This window comes from Corynebacterium sp. HMSC077D03 (assembly GCF_001808545.1).
Lineage (GTDB): Bacteria > Actinomycetota > Actinomycetes > Mycobacteriales > Mycobacteriaceae > Corynebacterium > Corynebacterium simulans.
Map to the genome: position 1 here is coordinate 193,698 of NZ_KV793690.1, position 20,983 is coordinate 214,680.

The 20,983-nt window shown below is 60.7% G+C and carries 18 protein-coding genes; 7 read left to right on the forward strand and 11 right to left on the reverse strand.

The window, feature by feature from the left end; genetic code table 11:
* Positions 1 to 108 precede the first annotated feature (108 nt).
* Entirely contained in the window at positions 109 to 2,268 is a 2,160-nt protein-coding gene (locus HMPREF2888_RS07380) for an N-acetylmuramoyl-L-alanine amidase (RefSeq protein WP_061925063.1), read from the forward strand.
* Positions 2,269 to 2,304: 36 nt separating this feature from the next.
* Here HMPREF2888_RS07380 and HMPREF2888_RS07385 read toward each other — a convergent pair whose 3' ends face one another.
* From HMPREF2888_RS07385 to serS, 6 genes are all read right to left on the reverse strand, one after another.
* Positions 2,305 to 3,141 carry a Cof-type HAD-IIB family hydrolase gene (locus tag HMPREF2888_RS07385; protein WP_061925066.1) on the reverse strand — a complete coding sequence of 279 codons (837 nt, stop codon included), beginning with the start codon at positions 3,139 to 3,141 and terminating at the stop codon, positions 2,305 to 2,307.
* A gap of 121 nt (positions 3,142 to 3,262) precedes the next feature.
* Positions 3,263 to 4,810 carry a glycerol kinase GlpK gene (glpK, locus tag HMPREF2888_RS07390; RefSeq protein WP_061925069.1) on the reverse strand — a complete coding sequence of 516 codons (1,548 nt, stop codon included), beginning with the start codon at positions 4,808 to 4,810 and terminating at the stop codon, positions 3,263 to 3,265.
* Positions 4,811 to 4,855: 45 nt separating this feature from the next.
* Positions 4,856 to 5,596 carry an MIP/aquaporin family protein gene (locus tag HMPREF2888_RS07395; RefSeq protein WP_061925072.1) on the reverse strand — a complete coding sequence of 247 codons (741 nt, stop codon included), beginning with the start codon at positions 5,594 to 5,596 and terminating at the stop codon, positions 4,856 to 4,858.
* A gap of 27 nt (positions 5,597 to 5,623) precedes the next feature.
* Positions 5,624 to 7,336, reverse strand: a complete 1,713-nt coding sequence (locus HMPREF2888_RS07400; RefSeq protein ID WP_061925075.1) for a glycerol-3-phosphate dehydrogenase/oxidase — start codon at positions 7,334 to 7,336, stop codon at positions 5,624 to 5,626.
* Positions 7,337 to 7,690: 354 nt separating this feature from the next.
* Positions 7,691 to 9,511, reverse strand: coding sequence for a lysophospholipid acyltransferase family protein (locus HMPREF2888_RS07405; RefSeq protein ID WP_061925078.1), 1,821 nt, complete (start codon positions 9,509 to 9,511; stop codon positions 7,691 to 7,693).
* A gap of 141 nt (positions 9,512 to 9,652) precedes the next feature.
* On the reverse strand, positions 9,653 to 10,909 hold the full coding sequence (gene serS / locus HMPREF2888_RS07410) for a serine--tRNA ligase (protein WP_061925081.1): 1,257 nt from the start codon (positions 10,907 to 10,909) through the stop codon (positions 9,653 to 9,655).
* A gap of 65 nt (positions 10,910 to 10,974) precedes the next feature.
* Between serS and HMPREF2888_RS07415 the strand changes: the two genes are divergently transcribed.
* The 3 genes from HMPREF2888_RS07415 to HMPREF2888_RS07425 are packed head-to-tail and all read left to right on the forward strand — an operon-like array spanning position 10,975 to position 13,229.
* Positions 10,975 to 11,709: a GntR family transcriptional regulator gene (locus tag HMPREF2888_RS07415; RefSeq protein ID WP_061925084.1), complete on the forward strand. Its 735-nt coding sequence runs from the start codon at positions 10,975 to 10,977 to the stop codon at positions 11,707 to 11,709.
* A gap of 44 nt (positions 11,710 to 11,753) precedes the next feature.
* Positions 11,754 to 12,836 carry a septum formation family protein gene (locus tag HMPREF2888_RS07420; protein WP_061925087.1) on the forward strand — a complete coding sequence of 361 codons (1,083 nt, stop codon included), beginning with the start codon at positions 11,754 to 11,756 and terminating at the stop codon, positions 12,834 to 12,836.
* Between the two features lie 45 nt (positions 12,837 to 12,881).
* Positions 12,882 to 13,229 carry a metallopeptidase family protein gene (locus tag HMPREF2888_RS07425; protein WP_096337089.1) on the forward strand — a complete coding sequence of 116 codons (348 nt, stop codon included), beginning with the start codon at positions 12,882 to 12,884 and terminating at the stop codon, positions 13,227 to 13,229.
* Positions 13,230 to 13,238: 9 nt separating this feature from the next.
* On the opposite strand, the gene HMPREF2888_RS07430 is transcribed toward HMPREF2888_RS07425, so the two are convergent.
* Together HMPREF2888_RS07430 and pheA are read right to left on the reverse strand one after the other, a co-directional pair.
* Positions 13,239 to 13,904, reverse strand: coding sequence for a histidine phosphatase family protein (locus tag HMPREF2888_RS07430; RefSeq protein WP_061925090.1), 666 nt, complete (start codon positions 13,902 to 13,904; stop codon positions 13,239 to 13,241).
* 11 nt (positions 13,905 to 13,915) lie between these two features.
* Entirely contained in the window at positions 13,916 to 14,833 is a 918-nt protein-coding gene (gene pheA / locus HMPREF2888_RS07435) for a prephenate dehydratase (RefSeq protein ID WP_061925094.1), read from the reverse strand.
* Between the two features lie 33 nt (positions 14,834 to 14,866).
* Between pheA and HMPREF2888_RS07440 the strand changes: the two genes are divergently transcribed.
* From HMPREF2888_RS07440 to HMPREF2888_RS07450, 3 genes are all read left to right on the forward strand, one after another.
* Entirely contained in the window at positions 14,867 to 16,015 is a 1,149-nt protein-coding gene (locus HMPREF2888_RS07440; RefSeq protein ID WP_070433109.1) for an amidase, read from the forward strand.
* Positions 16,012 to 16,761, forward strand: coding sequence for a CPBP family intramembrane glutamic endopeptidase (locus HMPREF2888_RS07445; protein ID WP_210386811.1), 750 nt, complete (start codon positions 16,012 to 16,014; stop codon positions 16,759 to 16,761). The genes HMPREF2888_RS07440 and HMPREF2888_RS07445 overlap by 4 nt, the downstream gene beginning before the upstream one ends.
* 103 nt (positions 16,762 to 16,864) lie before the next feature.
* The gene (locus HMPREF2888_RS07450; protein ID WP_083296624.1) at positions 16,865 to 18,208 is read left to right on the forward strand and encodes an LCP family protein; all 1,344 of its coding nucleotides are present in this window, start codon (positions 16,865 to 16,867) and stop codon (positions 18,206 to 18,208) included.
* Between the two features lie 118 nt (positions 18,209 to 18,326).
* On the opposite strand, the gene HMPREF2888_RS07455 is transcribed toward HMPREF2888_RS07450, so the two are convergent.
* From HMPREF2888_RS07455 to HMPREF2888_RS07465, 3 genes are read right to left on the reverse strand one after another with little or no spacing between them, the layout of a single operon-like run.
* On the reverse strand, positions 18,327 to 19,247 hold the full coding sequence (locus tag HMPREF2888_RS07455) for a DUF5926 family protein (RefSeq protein ID WP_061925103.1): 921 nt from the start codon (positions 19,245 to 19,247) through the stop codon (positions 18,327 to 18,329).
* A gap of 21 nt (positions 19,248 to 19,268) precedes the next feature.
* Positions 19,269 to 19,967 (reverse strand): glycerophosphodiester phosphodiesterase family protein, encoded by a 699-nt coding sequence (locus HMPREF2888_RS07460; RefSeq protein ID WP_061925104.1) that lies wholly within the window; start codon positions 19,965 to 19,967, stop codon positions 19,269 to 19,271.
* Positions 19,967 to 20,914 (reverse strand): L-lactate dehydrogenase, encoded by a 948-nt coding sequence (locus tag HMPREF2888_RS07465; RefSeq protein WP_061925105.1) that lies wholly within the window; start codon positions 20,912 to 20,914, stop codon positions 19,967 to 19,969. Before HMPREF2888_RS07465 ends, HMPREF2888_RS07460 begins: the two co-directional genes overlap by 1 nt.
* Positions 20,915 to 20,983 lie beyond the last annotated feature (69 nt).

Consider the following 20,983-nt stretch of genomic DNA (forward strand, 5'->3'; position numbering starts at 1 on the left):
TAACAGAAACAACATAAGTAACATTTTGCGCAACTGTTAACTTTCGTAATTCGGTTTGAGCTGTCTAAACCACCCGCACGCGTTACGCAAAACCTCAAGGGAGATAACGTGCAACTACGACGCCGTCTCGTTCCTACCAAGTCGAAGTGGTCCACTCCGATCATCGCTGCTGTCACCTCTGTCTCGATGGTTGCGGCTGCCGCCTTCGGTGGCCACCAAGTGCTGCGCACCCAAGAAAACGGCTCCGGCCCCATCGAAGTAGCTTCCGCCTCGACGAGCTTTGGCGACGGCGAAACCGTCGTTGTCGATGACGCTGCTATCTCTGCCCAGGGCGAAGGCGACGGCCCCCGCGCCGTCAAGCAATTCCACCGCGACGAGCCTTTCTCCATGTTCGCTGTGACCTGGAAGGGCGCTCGTGACGTCGCCGCTTTCGTGCGCGCGAAGCAGGCTGACGGTTCGTGGTCGCAGTGGTACGGCATGGACAACTCGGGTTATACCAACGACGATCCGAACGCCACTAACGGCACCGAGCTGATTTACACCGGCACCACCAACGACGTGCAGGTTTCCATCAACAACGTAGATCTTGTCTCGGGCACCAACCTGGACAAGAGCTTCGAGGAAACCCCCGTGGAAGAAGATGGTGCACAGGCCCCGGGGTCCGCGGCACAGGAAACCTCGACACCGGCGGCGTCGGCAAGCCAGTCGCCTGCTTCCGCACCGGCGGAGGACTCCAATCAGTCCGTGATTGAACAGGCCGCGGAAGCAGCAGCCAACCCGCACCCGGCGCCGCTGCCGTACAACGTCGGTGACATTGCGCCGGTGGCTGACGTGCAGGAGATGGACACTAAGGATTCCGGCGCACAGGAATCTGGCGCACAGGAATCTGGCGCGTCGGCAAACAACACCAGCACCGAGGGCATGGAGGCTGTCTTCATTGACGGCAATGCGCAGGCTGGCGAGGCTATCGAGCAGACCGCCGTCACCGACGGCATGCCAAGGGTCGTCTCCCGCGCGGGCTGGGGTGCGGACGAGTCTAAGCGCTGCATGGGGCCAGACTACGACGACGGCGTTAAGGCACTGACCCTGCACCACACCGCGGGCAGCAACAACTACACCAAGGCTGATGCTGCAGCGCAGGTGCGCGGAATCTACCACTACCACGCGCAGAACCTGGGCTGGTGCGATATCGGATACAACGCACTGGTGGATAAGTACGGCACCATCTATGAGGGCCGTTACGGCGGCCTCGATAAGGCCGTGCAGGGCGCACACGTTGGCGGCTTTAACACCAACACGTGGGGTATCTCCATGATTGGTAACTACGAAACCACAGCACCGACGGAAGCCATGCTGAATTCCGTGGCGGAAATCGCTGGCTGGAAGGCCGCGATCTCCAACATCAACCCGAAGGGCTCCACCGACCTGGTCTCCGGCGGCTTCAACGGCTCCCGTTTCCCAGCAGGAACGGTTGCTCACGTTCCGACCTTCCACGGCCACAATGACCTGCACTACACCGCCTGCCCAGGCAAGTACACCGTGGCACGTTGGGGCGATATCCGCAATGCGACCTACCGCAAATACCAGTCCATCAAGAACGGCACTGCCGGCTCCGGTGCGCAGCTGCCATCCAACGATGGCACCAACACGAACACTGGGACGAATACCGGCACCACGACGCCGGGTACCAATAATCCGGGTGGAAACACCGGCGGAAACCCAGGCGGAAACACCGGTACGAACGGCGCTACCTCCTCCCTGGGCGGCGTCCAGGTGCCGGTTGCAGTAGTCCAGGCGGTTGCCGGTATCGCCGCGACTTTGGTCGGCATCTTCCTGTCTCGCTCGGGCCAGAAGGTCGACGGCAATAAGACCGTCGTCGGTGGCCTGACCACCTCGGAGATTCCAAACATTGTCTCCAAGGTCGTCCAGATCTCCGGCAACCCGAGCCTGCAGCAGTCCTGGACGGCAATCCTGAACGCCTTCGGCCCGGTTCTCGGCCTCGCAGTAGGCGGCCCGGACTTCAAGGCGGGCATTGTCTCCCAGCTCTTTGAAAACGGCGTTGTTCTCTCTTCCAAGGAAACGGGCACCCACGCCCTGACGGGCAAGGTCGCTGAGGCTTGGTCCGAGGGCGACAACTCCACCAAACTCGGCCTGCCGACCTCCGACGAGGTCTCCACCGGCAACGGCCGCGAAATCCGCGTGGACTTCCAGGGTGGCTACATCCAGTACGACCCAGCAACCGAGAAGATTAACGTCTTCACCGACTAGTTGGCAGGGGGTGTCAGCCCCTGCAGGATTAAGATGCTAGAACCATTGTTCTAGCACCTTTGCCACGCCCGATTGATGGTTGGCCATGGTGACTTCGTCAGCGGCCTCCTTCACGGCAGGATGCGCATTGCCCATGGCGACGCCGCGCCCCACCCACGACAGCATTTCGATGTCATTGGGCATGTCCCCAAAAGCGATTATGTCGCTACGTTCGATGCCGAAGTTCTCCGCCAGCCAGGACACGCCCTTGCGCTTGGTCACGTTGGGGGCAGCGACTTCGAGGATGCCCTCCGTCATCGAATAGGTAACGTGAGCAACCGTTGGGTCCACCCGCGGAGCAATCAGATCGTAGAGTTCAGGGGCGCTAAATTGCGTGTTACGGATAAGCAATTTCACCGCGGGCTCAGCCGCTAATTCATCGATGGAAACGACCCCAAAGCCGTCGAAAAGCGCGTTCTCGGAATAGCGGGGCTCCACCACAAAAAGCTCTTCGACGGGGTCGGCAAGCGAGGTCCCGCCGCGTTCCGCGCCGAAGCCTGCTCCCCCAAGCGGGTCGAGCACCTCCTGCGCCACGGCGATAACTTCTGTGATGGCGGCGGGCGAGAGCGCGTGAACATTGAGGAGCTTATCTTCCGCGGAATCGTAGATGACGGCGCCATTCGACGTCACGCATACCGGGCGGACGGGCAGCTGCTCGAGCACGGGCGCAATCCAGCGGAACGGGCGCCCGGTGGAAAGCGCAAAGTACGCACCCGAAGCCACGGCTCGGGCTATTACTTCACGGTTACGCTTGGTGACGCGATGGTTCTTATCTAACAAAGTGCCGTCGATGTCACTGGCAATAAGGCGCGGCGCCCATAAGGAATCAACCATGTCCCACAGTCTACTTCGCGCCCGCAGGCAATTTGCACCTCCTGTAAGAAATAAAGTCCCGCACCAAAAAGATGCGGGACCTAGAACGCGCTAGCTAATCGGGAGCTAGCGAGAGGGTTGCCTACTGAGCGACGTCGTCATCTTCAGAGTCTTCCCAAGCCAGGGAACGCTTGATGGCGCGCTTCCACTCGCTGTAGAGGTTGGAACGCTCCTCCTCATCCATCTTCGGGCTCCAGACCTTGAACTCACCGCTGCCGGTGTCCAGACTCTTCAGATCCTCGAAGTAGCCGACCTGCAGGCCAGCGGCGAAGGCAGCACCGGTTGCGGTGGTCTCCACGTTCTTCGGGCGGTGCACCTCGACGTTCAGGATGTCCGCCTGGAACTGCATGAGCAGCTCGTTGTGGGTCATGCCGCCGTCGACGCGCAGCTCGGTGATCTCCACACCGGAATCGGCAACCATGGCATCGGCGACGTCGCGAGTCTGGTAGGCAGTTGCCTCCAGAACCGCACGGGCGATGTGATTACGGTTAGCAAAGCGGGTAAGACCAACGATGACGCCGCGGGCATCCGGGCGCCAGTACGGCGCAAAGAGTCCGGAGAAGGCCGGCACGAAGTAAACACCGCCGTTGTCTTTGACGGAGCGGGCCATGTTCTCGATGGAGGCCGCGTTCGGAATCATCTGCAGGTTATCGCGCAGCCACTGCACCAGGGAACCGCCCATGGAGACCGAGCCCTCGAGCGCGTAGACAGGGCGTTCACCCTCGCGCTGGAAGCACACCGTGGTCAGCAGACCGTTCTCGGAGAACTTCGGGGTGGTACCGGTGTTCAGCAGCAAGAATAGGCCGGTGCCGTAGGTGTTCTTTGCAGAACCCGGGCGGAAGCAGCCCTGGCCGAACATTGCTGCCTGCTGGTCGCCAAGGATGGCGCGAATCGGCACACCAGCCAGGGAGCCGCGGGCACGCACAGTGCGGAAGTCGCTGAGGGAAGGACGAATCTCCGGCAGCATGGAGGTAGGAATGCCCATCTCCTTGCACAGTTCCTCATCCCACTCGAGCTTTTCGATGTCCATGAGCAAGGTGCGGGATGCGTTGGTGACGTCGGTTGCGTGAACTGGCGGCTGGTCGCCGTCGCCCTCGGCGCCACCGGTCAGGTTCCACAGCAGCCAAGTATCGATGGTGCCGAAGAGCAGGTCACCAGCCTCGGCACGCTCGCGAGCGCCCTCGACGTTATCGAGGATCCACTTGACCTTCGGGCCTGCCGGGTAGGAGTTGATGACCAAGCCGGTGCGGCGACGCCACTTGTCCGGGCCTTCCTCCCCCGCCAGCTCCTTGCAGATCTGGGTGGTACGGGTGTCCTGCCAAACAATTGCGTTGTAGACCGGTTCACCAGTGTTTTTATCCCACACGACGGTGGTCTCGCGCTGGTTGGTGATGCCCAGCGCAACGATTGACTCGACGGAGACGTCGCCGTTGGCCAAAGCCTCGCCGACGGCGCGGCGGGTGTTGTCCCAGATTTCCTTCGGGTCGTGTTCAACCCAACCCTTTTCCGGGAAGATCTGCTCGTGCTCGAACTGGCCGACGGAGACCTGCTCGCCGTCGTGGTTGAAGATGATGCAGCGGGTGGACGTAGTGCCCTGGTCGATTGCTGCTACGAACTTGTTTTCGCTCATGGATTTACTCCTTGCGTATTTTCAAAAATGCGGTGAGATGCGTATTTAAGCCAAAGCCATGGAAAGGAAACCGATGGCTACTGCAGCAAGCAGCGGGGCGACGATTGGCACCCAGGCATAGCCCCAGTTGGCGCTTCCCTTGTCCTTGATGGGAAGGACGAATGCGTACATCAAGCGCGGGCCCAGGTCACGGACCGGGTTGATGGCGTAGCCGGTTGGGGTACCCAGGGAAAGGCCGACCGAAACGACGACGAATGCGACTGCGAAATACTTCAGTGCACCAATCTCACCGCCGGAAGGACCAAAGGCAATGAACATCAACAGTACGCAGGTACCGATGAACTCAGTGACCGCATTCCAGAAGTTATTCGGGTGAGCAGGGCCAGTGAAGAAGATGCCACCGGTGGAGGCGTTCGCACCGGTTTCATTGCCAGCTTCGTCGAGGTTATTGGCGTCGAAAAGCTGCTTGAAGGCCGCCCAAGCAAGCAATGCGCCGAGCATTGCGCCCAAAAGCTGGCCTGCGATGTAAGCAGGAACGAGGTTCCACTCAAGGCCGCCGTTGATGGCAACCATCAAGGTCACGGCCGGGTTGAGGTGGCCGCCGGAAGGGTCCGCCACGCTGGCGCCCACGAAAACTGCCATGCCCCAGCCCAGGGCAATGACAATCCAGTCAGATCCTTTGGCACCGGAGGTGCGCAGGGTAACCAAGGCGCACACGCCGTTACCCAGCAGGAGGAGCAGGGCAGTTCCGATGAACTCCCAGAGGAAAGCATCCATTGCGGTCATGCTTTTAGTCTTTCTCTTGAATGGTCCTTATACCTGCGGCTTGCCTGCCGCGCGCACGAGGATGTCGTTTGCTTCTTGGTCGGTCAGTGCTGCTTCTGCCTGCAGCTCGGCTTCGGTGTGCTGCTTGAATGCGGCGATTTCTGCCTGCTTGGTAGCATCGTCCCAGCCCAACAGCGGAGCGACGAAGTTGGCCACCGCATCGGCGCAATCGACGCCGCGGTGTGCGTACTCAATGGCGATGCGCAGGCGGCGCGAAAGGATGTCATCCAGGTGCAGTGCACCCTCGTGGGTGACGGCGTAGCGCACCTCAGCCCACAGGTACTGCTCTGCGCCTGGAACCGGCTTCAGCAGCTCAGCGTCTTCTTCTGCCGGAGCGAGGACCTCGCCCAGCAGGGAGCCGTAGCGGCCAAGCAGGTGCTCGATGACGTCCTGGTGCACTCCGTAGCGCTTAGCCAAGGTCGGTACCTGGTTAGCCAGAGCGTGGTAGCCCTCGGCACCCAGGATTGGGGTGCGTTCGGTGACGGACTCTGGAGCGTCGAAAGTCAGCTCCTTGACGGCCAGGTCAACGGCATCCTTACCAATGACGCGGTAGGTGGTGTACTTGCCACCGGCAACGGAGACGAGGCCCGGAGCAACCTTGGCCACGGCGTGGTTGCGGGACAGCTTGGTGGTGGTGTCGGACTTACCGGTCAAAAGCGGGCGCAAGCCGGAGTAAACGCCGACGATGTCGGAGCGGGTAATGGTGCGGGAAACGCGCTGGTTAACCTGATCCAGGATGTAGTCGATGTCGGCCTTGGTTGGTGCCGGATCCGGCAGAGATAGACCCTTTTCCCAGTCCGTGTCGGTGGTACCGATGATCCAGTATTCGCCCCATGGAATAACGAAGAGTACGGACTTCTCGGTGACGAAGCACAGTGCAGCATCGGCGTCGAGGGCGTCCTTCGGCACGACGATGTGCACGCCCTTGGAAGCGTGGACGGTGAACTTGCCCTCCACGCCGGCCATCTCCTGGATCTTGTCATTCCACACGCCGGTGGCGTTGATGAAGACGCGGCCCTTGATGGTGGTCTCGCGGCCGGTTGCAACGTCACGGACATGCGCGCCGGTAATGCGGCCGCCGCGGTCCTTTTCAAAGCCCACGACCTCGGTGCCGGTACGGACGCTGGCGCCGAACTCGGCGGCGGTACGCAGGACGGTCATGGTGTGGCGAGCGTCGTCGACAAGCGTGTCGTAGTAGCGCACGCCACCAACCACTGCGTGATCCTTCAGGCCCGGGGCAACATTCAGCACGCCCTTGCGGGTCAGGTGCTTTTGCATCGGAACGCTCTTTGCGCCGCCCATGAGGTCATACAAAGTAAAGCCGCCGAACATCATCACGCGCTCCCAGACTGGGTGGGTCAGCGGGAAGATGAATTTCAGCGGCTTGACCAGGTGCGGAGCCAGGGTGGACATGTTGAGCTCGCGCTCATGGAGAGACTCGGCGACCAGGCGGAAGTCGAACATCGCCAGGTAGCGCAGGCCACCGTGGAACATCTTGGAGGAGCGGGAAGAGGTACCTGCCGCGAAGTCGCGGGACTCGACAACTGCGGTCTTCAGGCCACGGGTAGCGGCGTCGACTGCTGCGCCTGCGCCAACGGAGCCACCGCCGATGATGACGACGTCATATTCCTCATCGGAGTAGTTCTCCCATGCCTTTTCAAAGTATTCCGGGTTGAAACTCTGATTGCTTAGCTTTGTCATTACTAAACTCATCTCCTTAACTTGCCCCTTATGCCATCGCAATACAGTCGCCGTGCTCTCGCACGGCGCGCGCTACGGTGACAGGTGGAGCCTCATGGTCGCCCAAAGTGGTCCATTCCCCGCCTCGGGCCTTGAAGATCTTTTCTCCTAAATCTTATGTTAGGGGTCACGACAGAAAGCGCGCTGTTGCACTACTCACTCGTAAGTTTCGCCACCGTAACCAGCATTTTCCATGAGTTTTTATAAAGGAAAGAAACTTATTATACCCCTATAGGGGGGTGTAGACAGACAAATAAAAAGGAACGTCTGGTCATATCCAGACGCTCCTTGCGGTTTCCCTAACCTTTTTAAGGTCTACTTCTTCTTATTCAACTTCGCCATCGCCTCCAGCACCTCGGAGACGCCAGCGCGCTCTGCCGAGTAGGTCACGGAACCTGCTTCTTTGACCAGCTCAATGGGCGCAGTCTCCAGCGCGACCACCTGCGTGTGGTCCAAGAAAACCTCGTCTCCTGCCTCACCAGCAAAGACGGTCACCTCACGCGGGGCCGCCCCCACTAGCTCAAGAATCTGCTCAGTAGCAACCCAACGACATGCCTCATCTGCAACCACGATTAGCCCCGTTGGGGTGTCCACGAAACGGGCACCGGGTACTTCACCCAGGACGTCCTTCACCTCACGCAGCTCGCGCTTGATATGACCAGAGACCACTTCCCCACCTTCGTAGGCCCATTCGACGACAATGTCGCTGTGTGCTTCGATGGCAGCAACGGCGGCGTCGGAAAGCGGGTGCATGGCAATAACCTCGGAGCCATGCTTGACGACGCCGCCCTGATGCTCAATCCTCCACAGTTCCTGCTGGATATTGGCAAAGGTGGAGTCTGGGTGAGCTGCCGCCTGCGGGGACATCAGCACCAGCATCTGCGACTCCGGATAAACGCCGGCGAATGCATCGTGCAGGCGCTTGGTCACGGAACCATCCTCATAATTCAAGGTGGATTCATCTGCCACAACGATGCGCGGGATCTGCGTGAAGTGCGCCTTCATGCGGTGCGGCAGGCGGGAGACGATAAGGCGCGACTGAGTTGCAGCGCTCAACAAGCCCTGCTCCACCTTGGAGCCCGCGAAGACTTCCTTGCTACTGGTGGCGATGTTGGCCTGCGTCTCAGCCACATCAACCTTGAGCTGTCCCATGATTTCGGTGACTTTGTCGCGGCCCTCACCCAAGCCACGAGTGGCCTCCTCGATGACGATGTTGAGGTTTTCCTTGATCCACTCGAGTGTCTCCGGGGTGGTGCGCTTGAGCTCCTCCACCTCGCCGCTGGCCGGCTTTGCGGTAATGGCCAGACGGTCCTTGACCAGCTCAGAGGTGGCTTCGGAGATGCGAGTCTTGAGCCCCATCAGGTCATCGCGCAGGCGGCGCACGCGGTAGCGCTCCGACTCGACCGCCTTATCCTCGCGCTCTGCTTCCTCCAGGCTCGGCGCTCCGCCGCCCATGCGGGCTGGAACCCAGAAAGCGCCCTTCGGCATTGGACCAAACTCCGCCTCGTAGTCCTTCCAGAGCATCTCGAGGCCTTCCTGCATGCGGCGACGAATCTCGGCGGTGTCTGCCTCGACGTCGCCAGTCGGTTTAAAAGGCTCGAGGGCACGGATAAGCAGCGGGGTATTGCTGCGGCCCAGGTTCTTCTTCTGTCCCTTGGTCCACAACCGTTGGGAGCCGAAGGTGACCGTCGGGATAATCGGCACGCCGGCTTCATAAGCGATGCGGGCTGCGCCGCCACGCATGCTGCGGATTTCGAAGCTGCGGGAAATCGTACCCTCGGCGAAGACGCCGACCAGCTCGCCGGCCTTGGCCAGCTCGATGCCTTGGCGGATGGAAGCTCCACCATCGATACGGTCTACCGGGATGTGGCCCATCATCTTCAGCAGTGGGCCCACGACTGGGGTCTTGAAGACGCCGGCCTTGGTCAGAAAGCGCACCAGGCGCTTCTTCTTATGCGGTAGAAAACCTCCGAAGACAAAGTCCATGTAACCGGTGTGATTGACCACGAGCACCGCGCCGCCCTTGTCCGGGATATTCTCCTCGCCCCAGGTGCGAAACTTAAGCCCCTGCGCAATAGTAACGCCCCGTGCCAGGGTGACAATGCGTTGATAAAAGAAGTCTTTAACGGCGTTCATAGTTCTTCCCCCTGGTTAAAATATGCGGGACTTTGTGAAGGCTAAAGGTAGCTCGGACAAAACAACTACTAGTTAAGCACGACAAGTCCCCCGGGTCAGGAAAACCCGGGGGACGTATATATAACTGTTAACTAATCTGCTTTAGCGCGGACGCAGAACATCCTTGCCCACGAATGGGCGCAGCGCTTCTGGGACAACCACGGAGCCGTCGGCCTGCTGGTGGTTTTCCAAGATGGCAACGAGCCAGCGGGTAGTGGCCAGGGTGCCGTTGAGGGTTGCGGCGTACTGGGTCTTGCCGTTTTCGTCGCGGTAACGGGTCTGCAGACGACGCGCTTGGAAGGTGGTGCAGTTCGAGGTGGAGGTCAGCTCGCGGTAGCAGCCCTGGGTTGGAACCCATGCCTCGTTGTCGAACTTGCGGGCCGCAGACGAGCCAAGGTCGCCACCAGCGATGTCGATGGTGCGATAAGGCAGCTCCATCGCAGCGAGCATGTCCTTTTCCATCTGCAGTAGCATCTGGTGCATCTGCTCTGCTTCTTCCGGCTTGCAGAAGACAAACATTTCCAGCTTGTCGAACTGGTGAACACGCAGGATACCGCGGGTGTCCTTGCCGTGGGAGCCAGCCTCGCGGCGGAAGCAGGAGGACCAACCGGTGTACTTGATTGGGCCGTCGCTGAGATCCAGGATTTCATCCTTGTGGTAGCCCGCGAGCGCAACCTCGGAGGTACCGACGAGGTAGAGATCATCTGCCGGCAGGTAGTAGATCTCATCGGAGTGCTGGCCCAAGAAGCCGGTGCCAGCCATGATGTCTGGGCGAACCAGAACTGGCGGGATCATCAGTTGGAAGCCAGCCTCGCGCGCCTTCTGTGCCGCGAGCATGAGCATGCCCAGCTGCAGGAAGGCACCGTCACCGGTCAGGTAGTAGAAGCGGGCGCCGCCCACCTTGGCGCCACGCTTTACGTCGATAAGCCCAAGGGACTCGCCGAGTTCCAAGTGATCCTTCGGCTCGAAGTCGAACTCTGGGATCGTGCCAACCTCTTCGAGGACGATGAAGTCATCCTCGCCGCCAGCCGGCGCGCCCTCCACGACGTTGGAGAGCTGGAACTGCAGCTCGTTTACCTTTTCTTCAGCAGCAGCCAGTTCCGCCTCGGCCTTCTTGACCTTTTCCTTCAGCTCATTAGAACCCTCCAGCAAGGCTGGGCGCTCTTCTGGGGAGGCCTGGCCAATCTTCTTGCCAAAGGCCTTCTGCTCGGAACGTAGCTCGTCGGCTGCCAGGATGGCAGAACGGCGAGCTTCGTCGGCGGCCAGAAGCTCGTCAACAAGAGCTGGATCCTCACCACGGGTTACCTGGGAGGCACGGACAACGTCTGGGTTTTCGCGGAGGAACTTTAGATCAATCACGCTTAAAAGTTTAGCGCACTAAGCTGCCCTTGCAGTGGTAATAACCAGCGAATTATTATGTGTTTATGACCGCACAAATAATCACCGATGGACCCGTCCCAAAGCATGCCCAGCTGCGTGACATCCTCACCGAGCTGTGCAACACCACTTTGAAACCAGGGGACATCCTCCCAGGTGAGCGTATTCTGGAAGAGACTTATGGCGTCTCTCGCATCACGGTGCGCCGCGCCATCGGTGATTTGGTTGCCGCCGGACGCCTGCGGCGCGTGCGCGGCAAAGGCACCTTCGTCGCCCCTAATCCCCTAGTATCTCGTCTGCATTTGGCCTCATTCTCCGATGAAATGGGTGCCCAACGTGTCCAGGCCTCCAGCAAAATCCTCTTGGGCGGCCGCGCGTCAGCCCCGGATGAGGTGTCCGAGTTCTTCGGCGCCGATCCTTCCGTGACGCATACCCACCTGCGCCGCCTTCGCTTGGGCGATGGGGAGCCCTATTCCATCGATGACGGTTGGTATAACTCTGCCTTTGTTCCCAACCTTCTGGAAAATGACATCTACAACTCGGTCTACGCCATCCTGGACTCCAACTTCGATCTGCCAATCACGGAGGCAGATCAGACGGTCACGGCGATTGCGGCGGATGCGGAGATAGCGCAGCTTCTCGACGTCGAGCCCGGCACCCCACTGCTGCACATCATCCGCAAGTCCCGCTCGGGCGATCGCCCAGTTGAGTGGTGTTCTTCGGTCTATCGCACCGACCGCTACCGGCTTACCACGCGGGTAAGCCGCGCTCTCGACACCTAAGAGATAAGAAGAATCCCAGGCAGGCGGGTACTATGGGAGGCCTTATGAGTAAGAATTCTCCTTGGCGCTCATCGTTTGCCGTCCGCTTATTCTTGGTGGCCACCCTCGCAGCCGCCGCGTTTCTCGGTGCATACGGGCTGCTTAGCCCGAATACTGGCAACCAGTCCGCTCCCAATAAAGCAGAGCAGCCCTCCGCCGAGCCGGAGGTAGTTGCATTTACCTCGGCCGAGTCCGGCACCTGCTTATCCTGGGACATCGACGGCAAGGGAGAAATCTCCAACTTCGCCGAGATTTCCTGCGATAAGCCGCACCGCTTTGAGGTTGCTGCTCGCGAGGATCTCAGCACCTACCCCACCAGTGAGTTCGGCCCCGACGCTGAGCGGCCCGACGTCACCCGCCAGAACGCGCTGCGCGATGAGCTGTGCGAGTCCAGCACCCTGGGCTACCTGCACGGCAAATGGGATCCAAACGGCAAGTTCGACATTGCATCCGTCCTGCCGCCACAGGCAGCATGGCAGCAAGGAGATCGCACCCTACTCTGTGGCCTACAGACCACCGATGAGGCAGGCGTTCCACAGCTAAATACCGGCAACGTGGAAGCGGTGGATCAGTCGGTCGTCGCCAAGCCTGGCGAATGCCGCAGCATTGATGACAAGCAGATCGTGCGCACCGTGGACTGTGCGCAGCCGCACCAGCTGGAGACCGTATCCATCGTGAACCTAGGCGAACACTTCACCGGTGGCTACCCCAACGGTGAGGAACTAAACTCCTACCTCAACGAAACTTGTACGGCCGCCGCCATCGAGTACCTGGGCGAGGAAGAAAACCTTTATCAGTCCACCTTGCAGCCCTTCTGGGGCTCGGTCAGCGAGGCCGCATGGAACGGTGGCAGCCGCTCCGTGAACTGCTCTTTGATGCACCCGAACGATGGCCACTTCTCCACCATCACCGGCTCTGCCACCGGCGGCCGTAACGCTCTGACTATCGACGGCGCGCCACCAGCAGTCCAGCCAGAGCGCAATCCGGTGCGCAACCCTTCCGCAGCGCCCACCACAGCGCCTAACGCACAAGGCGCCCCAGCAGACAATAGCTCGGCGGCTAACGCTCCGGCACCTGCCGCGCAGTAATAAGCCGAGCAAATCGGTAATACAAAAGGCGATAACGAGCAGCAGGTGTATTTAGTAAGCGAAGAGCGCTTCGATGAGATGGTCAACGATGCGCTCGATAAACTCCCGGACGAGTTCGTCCAGCGGATGCGCAACCTGGCCATCTTGGTGGAGGATTTCAACGCAGAAAATCCCCACCTGTTGGGCCTCTACGTGGGCGTGGCCCTTCCAGATCGCACTTTCGACCACACGGGCTTTCTCCCCGACACCATCTTCATCTACCGCGGTGCGCTGCAGGAATGGTGCAACACGGAAGAAGAGCTGGCGCACCAAGTCGAGGTGACTGTCTTCCACGAGCTAGGCCACTACTTCGGGCTAGAAGAACACGAGCTACACCATCTGGGCTGGGGTTAGCGCCCTCGGCTAGATGCTGCTGGATTCTTCCATATCGGTATCTGCCCAGCGCTTCAGTGTCCACTTGCCAAAGGGCTGGCCGTTGGGTTCCATCACCGTAAAACGTCCGTTTGCCATGTACCCGGTGTAGGCGAAGTCCGCGTCGACTCCGGTGGCGTGACGGCTGACCACACGAATGGCAGCGCCATGGCTGACAACGACCGCGTCCTCGTCCTCGCCTAAGTTAGCGGCAACTTCTTCAATCACCGGCTGATAGCGCTCCAAAACGTTGCGGTAGGTCTCGCCGCCTTCCATGCAGGCGTTCTCGTCGCCGTCGAGCCAGCCGCGCAGCGCCACCATGTAGGAGCGGTGGGCGTCCTCGCTGCCGTCCATCTCGAAGTCGCCGGCGAAAACTTCGTGGATGCCCGTCTTCACCTCCACAGGCACACGGATTTGGCCGGTGGCCTTGGCAAAAGACTCCGCCGCCAGCATCGCGGTTTGCTGGGCGCGCAACGCAATAGAGCAATAAAAGCGCACCTTGCGGCCTGCGGTTAGCTCCGCAAGCTCTTGGCCCACGTCCGTGGCCTGACCACGGCCACGCTCGGTAAGCTCGGCTCCCGGCGGGCGTGTATCAAGCAGGTGCTCGACGTTGGAGTAGGTCTGGCCATGGCGCACGAGAAAGATTCTTCCGCTCATAGTTTCCTACACTATTGGCCCTTCCGTGCCCGCGCTACCCATTCATCTGCCGCTTTCAAGCGCGATAGATCACGCGGCTGCGTGCCCTTATCCGAATAGGAGGGCCACGAACCCAAGAAGACGAGTTCTTCCGCGCGCAACCACAATGCGCGCAGCGCTGCGGCCACGGGTTCGTCATCGATGTGGCCTACTAGTTCCACGTGGAACCTATACGTGCCGAGTCCAGTGCGGGTAGGTCGCGATTCGATGCGGGAAAGATCCACGCCGCGGTGGGCGAATTCCTCCAGTGCGCCGACCAACGAACCGGGTTCGTTGGGAAGGGTAAAGACCACTGCGGTCTTGTCACGACCGGTGCGGGTCGTTGGTTTTCCGGGCAGCCCCGCGAGGACGAAGCGGGTGGTGGCGCCCTGGACGTCGGCCACGGCATCGGCAAGCGTGTCCAGCTCAAAGAGTTCCGCGGCGCGGGCCGGCGCTGCTGCCGCATCGACTTCCCCCGCAGCTACCGCCTGGGCTGCGGCGCCATTGGAGCTGGCGGCAACAAACGTGGCAGCGGGAAGATTCTCTGCCAACCAGCCACGGGCCTGCTGAAAGGCCACCGGATGGGTGGAGAAGGTACGCACGTCATTGGGCTTAGTGCCGGGCCGAACCATGATGCTAAACGCAACAGACAGGTCGACTTCGCGATAGATCTGCACTGCGTCGCCATCGACCAGGGCGTCGGACGTGGCGGTCACCGCACCGTCGACCGAATTTTCCAGGGCAACGCAGGCATAGTCCGCTTCACCTGCGCGCACCGCGTTCACAGCTGCCGCGGGCGAGTCCACTGGCAGCGGCTCCACTGCAGCGAATTCACTGGCCATCTGCTGCAGGGCAGCCTCGGTGAAAGTACCGGCGGGGCCAAGGAAAGCAATTTTTGTTGCGTTGCTCATGCTGGCAACCCTAGCCCACTAGACTGTGGCGCCATGGAGTTTTCCCCGGATTTCAGCTTGGCGGCTCTCCGCGAATCGCTTGGGCATTTAAGCGCCGAAGAGCATGGATTTACCCACCTCGACTTGGAGCGCGCACCACAGGCGGAAGGCCGGTTGAGCGGGTGGATACTCTCCGCCAAGGATCTCAACGATGTAGCGGGCATGCCTACCACCATGGGGCATGCGCAGCGCACCTATCTCCCAGAGTTCAGCGATCCTTTCATCGAGCGCTTGGAGCAGCAGGGAGCGCGCATCGTGGGTAAGTCCGCGGCACCGGAGCTGGGCCTGCGGATAGATACGGAGCCGGTAGGCCTGCCACATCCAGATAATCCGCTCTATCCAGGAAAGACGCCGGGTGGTTCCTCGGGCGGTGCGGCCGTGCAGGTGGCCCGAGGGTTGCTGCGTGCGGCCCATGCTTCGGATGGAGGCGGCTCCATCCGTGTGCCCGCTGCGGCTTGTGGCGTGGTGGGCTTCAAGCCCTCCGGCGAGGAGCTGGCGGTGCAGGGCTTTATTGCGCGCACTCTTGACGACGCCGCTTTTCTCCACGAGCTGCGCCCACGGACGCCACGCGCACGGGTAGGCGTGCTGGTCGATCCGCTCTTTGCTTCCACGGCCGTTGCCCCGCACATGGTGCAGGCGGTCAATCAAGCAGCGCAGGTACTGGAGGGCCAGGGTTTTGAAACGGTGTCGATTTCGCCCTATCCGCAGGCAGGCGAGACATTCCAAGCTTTCCAGAACCTATTCATGCGCAAGCTGGCCAAGCTCCCGGAGACCACCGGCTATGCCGAGTGGATTCGCCAGCACGGGATGCAGGTTAGCAACGCGGAGCACGCGGCGGCGCGCGAACACGCGGCGCAGCTGCCAGCGTTGTTAGCGGAGTACTGGCAGGTAGACGCCATTCTCACACCAATGCTGGCCTATGATCCGCCCAGGCGCGGCGCGTTCACCTCCCTCCCGCACCAGGAGAATTTCGACGAACAAACGCGGTGGTCGCCGTGGGGCTCGCTGTTCAACGTCGCGATGCTGCCCGCGGTTTCGATTCCCTGGAAGGTGCCAGACCATCCGCCGGTGGGCGTGCATTTGGGAGGCATCACGCTTGACGACGCCGAGCTGCTCGGCCTCGCGAAAGTGCTGCACCCATGACGCGCAATCTACACAAGGATGCTCGACCCCAGGCGATGCGAGCAACGCTGACGGAAATCCTCATCGTCTTGGCCTTAAGTTTTGGGATTTCGGGCGTGCGCTCGGTGCTGCGGCTCATCGATGACCTGCTCAATCCAGCACCGCTGAACGAGCAATCGGTGACCATCAACTCGAGCCAATCTGTCTCCCCGTGGCTGGACCTGGGCCTGCAGCTCTGCTCCGCCGCCGTGCTGTTTTCCTGGGGCGCGCTGGCGCTCTATTTGCTTTCGGTCCGAAACAAACCCGCGGCGATGCTTGAGCGTTGCCCGCGTGTAAGGGATTGGCTGCAGGGCGCAGGCCTGGCCGCGCTCATCGGGTTGCCGGGGCTCGCGCTGTATTACACTGCGCTGCACTTTGGTTGGACCAAGGAAGTGGTCCCGACCTCCTTCGATAATGTCTGGGTGGAAATGCCAGTGCTGCTTTTGAAGTCAGCCGCGAACGCCTTTGCCGAGGAAGTCGTGGTGGTCTACTGGTTTATGACCCGCCTGCGCCAATCAGGCTGGGCGCTGCCGGCCACCCTCGCAGCGTCTTCAATCCTGCGCGGTTCCTACCATCTCTACCAGGGTGTATCGGCAGGTTTCGGCAACATCGTGATGGGGCTGGTCTACGGATACTTCTATGCCAAGACCGGCAAGGTGTGGCCGCTAGTCATCGCGCACTTTCTCATCGACGCCGTGGCTTTCGTGGGATATGCCCTGCTTTTCTAGACGGCGCATTCTGTTTATTCACAACCCAGTTCGGCACACACGCATGTGGACAAACGCATGTACACATATGGGACAGGAGTGAATTCGATGTAGAGTTGAGCGCATGACTGAATCTGGACGAGACCCGCATCGCGAGGCACGCCGCGCAGGTGATAGCCCTGTGCCCGCCTCCGGAGCAGATTCCGGCGCAGGCTCGGCCGCAGACTACGTGCTCGGTGCTGACGGCAAGCCCATTAGGGATCGCTTTGGGCGCCCAGTGCGGCGTCGCCAAGCAGCGCCGCGCCCACCGCGGGCAGGATCTGCAGCGAGTAGCCCTAGCTCCCGCCCAACCCCTCCCCGCCCGGAAGAAACCCGCTTTGATGTGGGCGCATACATGGAGCGCAATCAGGGCGCGCCACGGCGCACGCCGCCCCGGCTCGAGCAGCAGCCTGTGCCCCAGCGTGCGCCCCGGCGCGCAACGCCGGATGTACCGCGCAGCTATCGCTCACCTGAAGGCACAAGGGGTGTAAAGCCGCAGCGACCACACCGCCGCCGCAAGAAGGTAAACCCGATTAAGAAGTCTTTGGGCTGCCTGGGCTGGTTCGTGGCGATCATGCTCGTGCTGACTTTGGTCTTTACCTTGTGGACGGATTCGCGCCTGACCCGCATCGAGGCGATGCCGGAACAGCAGGTCTCCAATACGGCGGGCACCAACTGGCTGTTGGTGGGCTCCGATTCCCGCCAGGGGCTGACGGAGGAACAGCAGGCAGAGCTCGGCACCGGCGGTGACGTGGGCGTTGGCCGTACCGATACCATCATGGTCCTTCATATTCCGACCTCCGGCAAGGCCAAGCTGGTCTCCATTCCGCGCGATAGCTACGTCGAGGTACCCGGCTTCGGCATGGACAAGATCAATGCTGCCTTTACCTATGGTGGCCCGCAGCTGCTGACGGAAACCGTGGAGCAATCCACTGGCCTGCACATCGATCACTATGCCGAAATCGGCATGGGCGGCCTGGCCAACGTGGTCGATTCTGTTGGCGGTGTAGATATCTGTGTCAAGGAAGCGATTGATGATCCGCTCGCCGGCATCAACCTGCAGCCGGGTTGTCAGGAACTGCGCGGGCCGCAGGCTCTGGGTTATGTGCGTACGCGCGCTACCGCCATGGGTGACCTTGACCGTGTCCAGCGCCAGCGTGAATTCTTCGCAGCGCTGCTGGATAAGATCACCTCGCCGAGCACGCTGATCAACCCGTTTAGGACCATCTCCCTGGTCAACCACACCGCCAGCTCATTCATCGTGGGCGAAAAAGACCACGTCTGGCACCTGGCCCGCGTGGCGCTGGCCATGGCGAGCGGCGTGGAGACGGAGACCGTGCCAATCGGCGGCTTCGAGGACACCACGGTGGGCAACGTGGTGCTCTGGGATGAAGAAGCAACCCAGCAGCTGTGGGATTCGCTGAAGTAAGACCGCTCCCGATAAAGCAGCGATCATGAAAGGGGAGGCACCTCATCGGAGGTGCCTCCCCTTCTTTGTGTCTTTTATAGGCGCATCGTCCGCGCGGGAAGTACTAAACAGCTACTTTCTAGCGCAGGGTGACCTGTCGGGACTTGATGTTCTCGAGCTGCTTGCGCTCGTCGGAGTTCAGGTTCTCGTCGTTGTCGATCTCTGCGGCGAGCGCCTTGTCGACACGGGCAAGCTCTGCCTCGTAGGAGTCGAATGCTACCTCTGGCTGCAGGTCAAAGACCGGCGCGATGAGGCCGTGGGTGCGGAAAACACCGGCGAACTTGGTGTTTTCACCAAGGTTCAGCTCGCCGCGTGCTGCAACGCGGGCCAGGGCGTTCAAGAAGGCGTTCTCATCATCGTTCGGGCGTACCCAACGGATGTGCGCCTTGCCGCCGCCGGCGTTTGCCCAGAAGGCGATGCCCTCGATATCGTTGCCTACCTGGTGGGACTCGATGACGGAGTCGTTTGCCATCTGCATGGACTGCGCCACCTGCGGGGTGATCTGAGCGCCCTCTGGCATCCACCAAGAGAAATCCTGGTAGACGTTAATGTCCAAGTCTGCAGATTCCTCAAGCAACTCGCTAAGAGCCGGCTCGGAGCCGTCTGCCGCGGTGGACTCAAGGGTAGAGCCCGGCTCATTATTCTTTACCCAGTTCAGGGCGAATGCGAGGTCGCGGCCCGGGTTGTGGGTGTGGGACTGTACCTGCAAGCCCACGAATGCGTCGCCGCCGAACTCATCGTCACGGATGAGTGCGGCAGAAGCGCCCGGCAGAACGGTGGCGACATAAACGTTCTTGTCAAAGCCCTTGAGGGAGAGCTTTGCAGTCGCGGAAGGAACGAATTCCTGCATCGCAACGAGGGAAGCCTCAGCGCTCAAGCCGCCGAATGGACGGGCATCCTTTTCTAGGGCCGCGCGCTCTGCGGCGCGAGCAGCTAGCTTGGCCTGACGGCGAGACATTCCCTCAGGCAGCTGTTCCTTGTTCTTTTTCTTCTTGGCCATGTTCACCAATCTACCTGCTGGCTAGAGCTCGATGGCGTGTAGGGCCACTTCTGGTTGATTCGTGGCCAAAATGTCTATTCCGTTGGACCACGCCCATTTCATGTCATCCGGTTTATCCACCGTCCACAGATAGGTAGGAAGCCCAAAGGCCCCGATGTCATCGGGGCGCAATTTGGCACGCAACAACGACATGCCCAGGCCCGTTGGGCGGGAAAGCAAAACATCCGGGAAGTGCCGCTCCCAGTCGCGACGTAGATAGAAGCGATCGACCTGCGGGGCAAGAGACTGCATGCGCCGGACTGCTTTGTGGGAAAAGGAAATCATGTGGATGCGGGGGTCATCGAGAAGCCCGGCGTAGCGCAAGCGCAGCACCAGCTGTTCTTCAAGGACATCGCCCTGGCCGGAGGGATGCTTGGTTTCGATGTAAAGGTGATGCGGGTTATCGCCCAGCATCTCCAGCAGTTCATCGAGCAGCAACATGTGCTGGCCGCCGCCGATATCGACCTGGTGCAACTCCTCCCAATCCATCTGCGCGATGCGGCCTGGGCGGCCCGCGGTGCGGTCAAGGGTGGCGTCATGGTTGACCACCACCTTGCCGTCCCGGGACAGGCGGATATCGCACTCGAGGCCGTGAATCGGCAGCTCCAGCGCCTTAGCAAATGCAAGAGGGGACAATTCCGGATATTTACCGGAGTATCCCCTGTGCGCGACGATTTTCACTATCCGAAGATCTCAGTCTTGATCTTGTTGAGCGTTTCATAGGAAGCGCGGAAGCGCTCCTTTTCGTGCTCGTCGAGCGCCAGCTCAACGACCTTGTTGATACCGGAGCGATCGATCACTGCCGGGGTGCCGATGTAGGCATCCTCAACGCCGTACTGGCCCTGCAGGTACGCAGAAACCGGAAGCACAACTGCCTGGTTCTGGATGACTGCACGAGTGATGCGTGCCAGGCCCATGCCAATGCCGTAAGAGGTGGAACCCTTGGCATCGATGATCGTGTAGGCAGCGTCGCGAGTATCTTCGAAGATCTTCTCGATGCGCTCGTTGTAGCCCGGGTCCTCCTCGGAGCGGTGGGACAAGGACACACCGCCGATATTGGCCGAAGAGACAACCGGGAGCTCAGAGTCGCCGTGCTCGCCGATGATGTAGGCGTGGACGGAGGTCGGAGCGATGTCATCCATCTCCGAGAGCATGTAGCGATAACGCGCGGAGTCCAGGATGGTGCCGGAGCCGATGACGCGCTCATGCGGCAGGCCGGAAGCCTTCCACACTGCGTAGGTCAAAAGGTCCACTGGATTGGAAGCAACCAGGAAGATGCCATCGAAGCCGTTGGCCATGACGTCGGAGACGATCGAGTTCATGATGTTGACGTTCTTATCCACCAGCTGCAGGCGGGTTTCGCCCGGCTTCTGCGCGGCGCCGGCGCAAATGACCACCATTGCGGCATCAGCGCAATCCGCGTAGGTGCCCTTGGTGACGCGGGTGCGCGAAGGCGCCCAGACCACGCCGTGGTTCAAGTCCATCACGTTGCCGGCGAGCTTCTTCTCGTCGATGTCGATGATGGCCAGGTGGTCGACGGTTCCTTGGTTAACGAGTGCGAATGCGTAGGCAACTCCAACATCACCTGCGCCGATGAGTACGACTTTGTTTCCTACATGATTTCCCATGAGCCCTATTGTGCCCCGAGCCCCCCAACTTCGCCTGTTGTACGCCCGATCTCACACAAGGGACTGTCC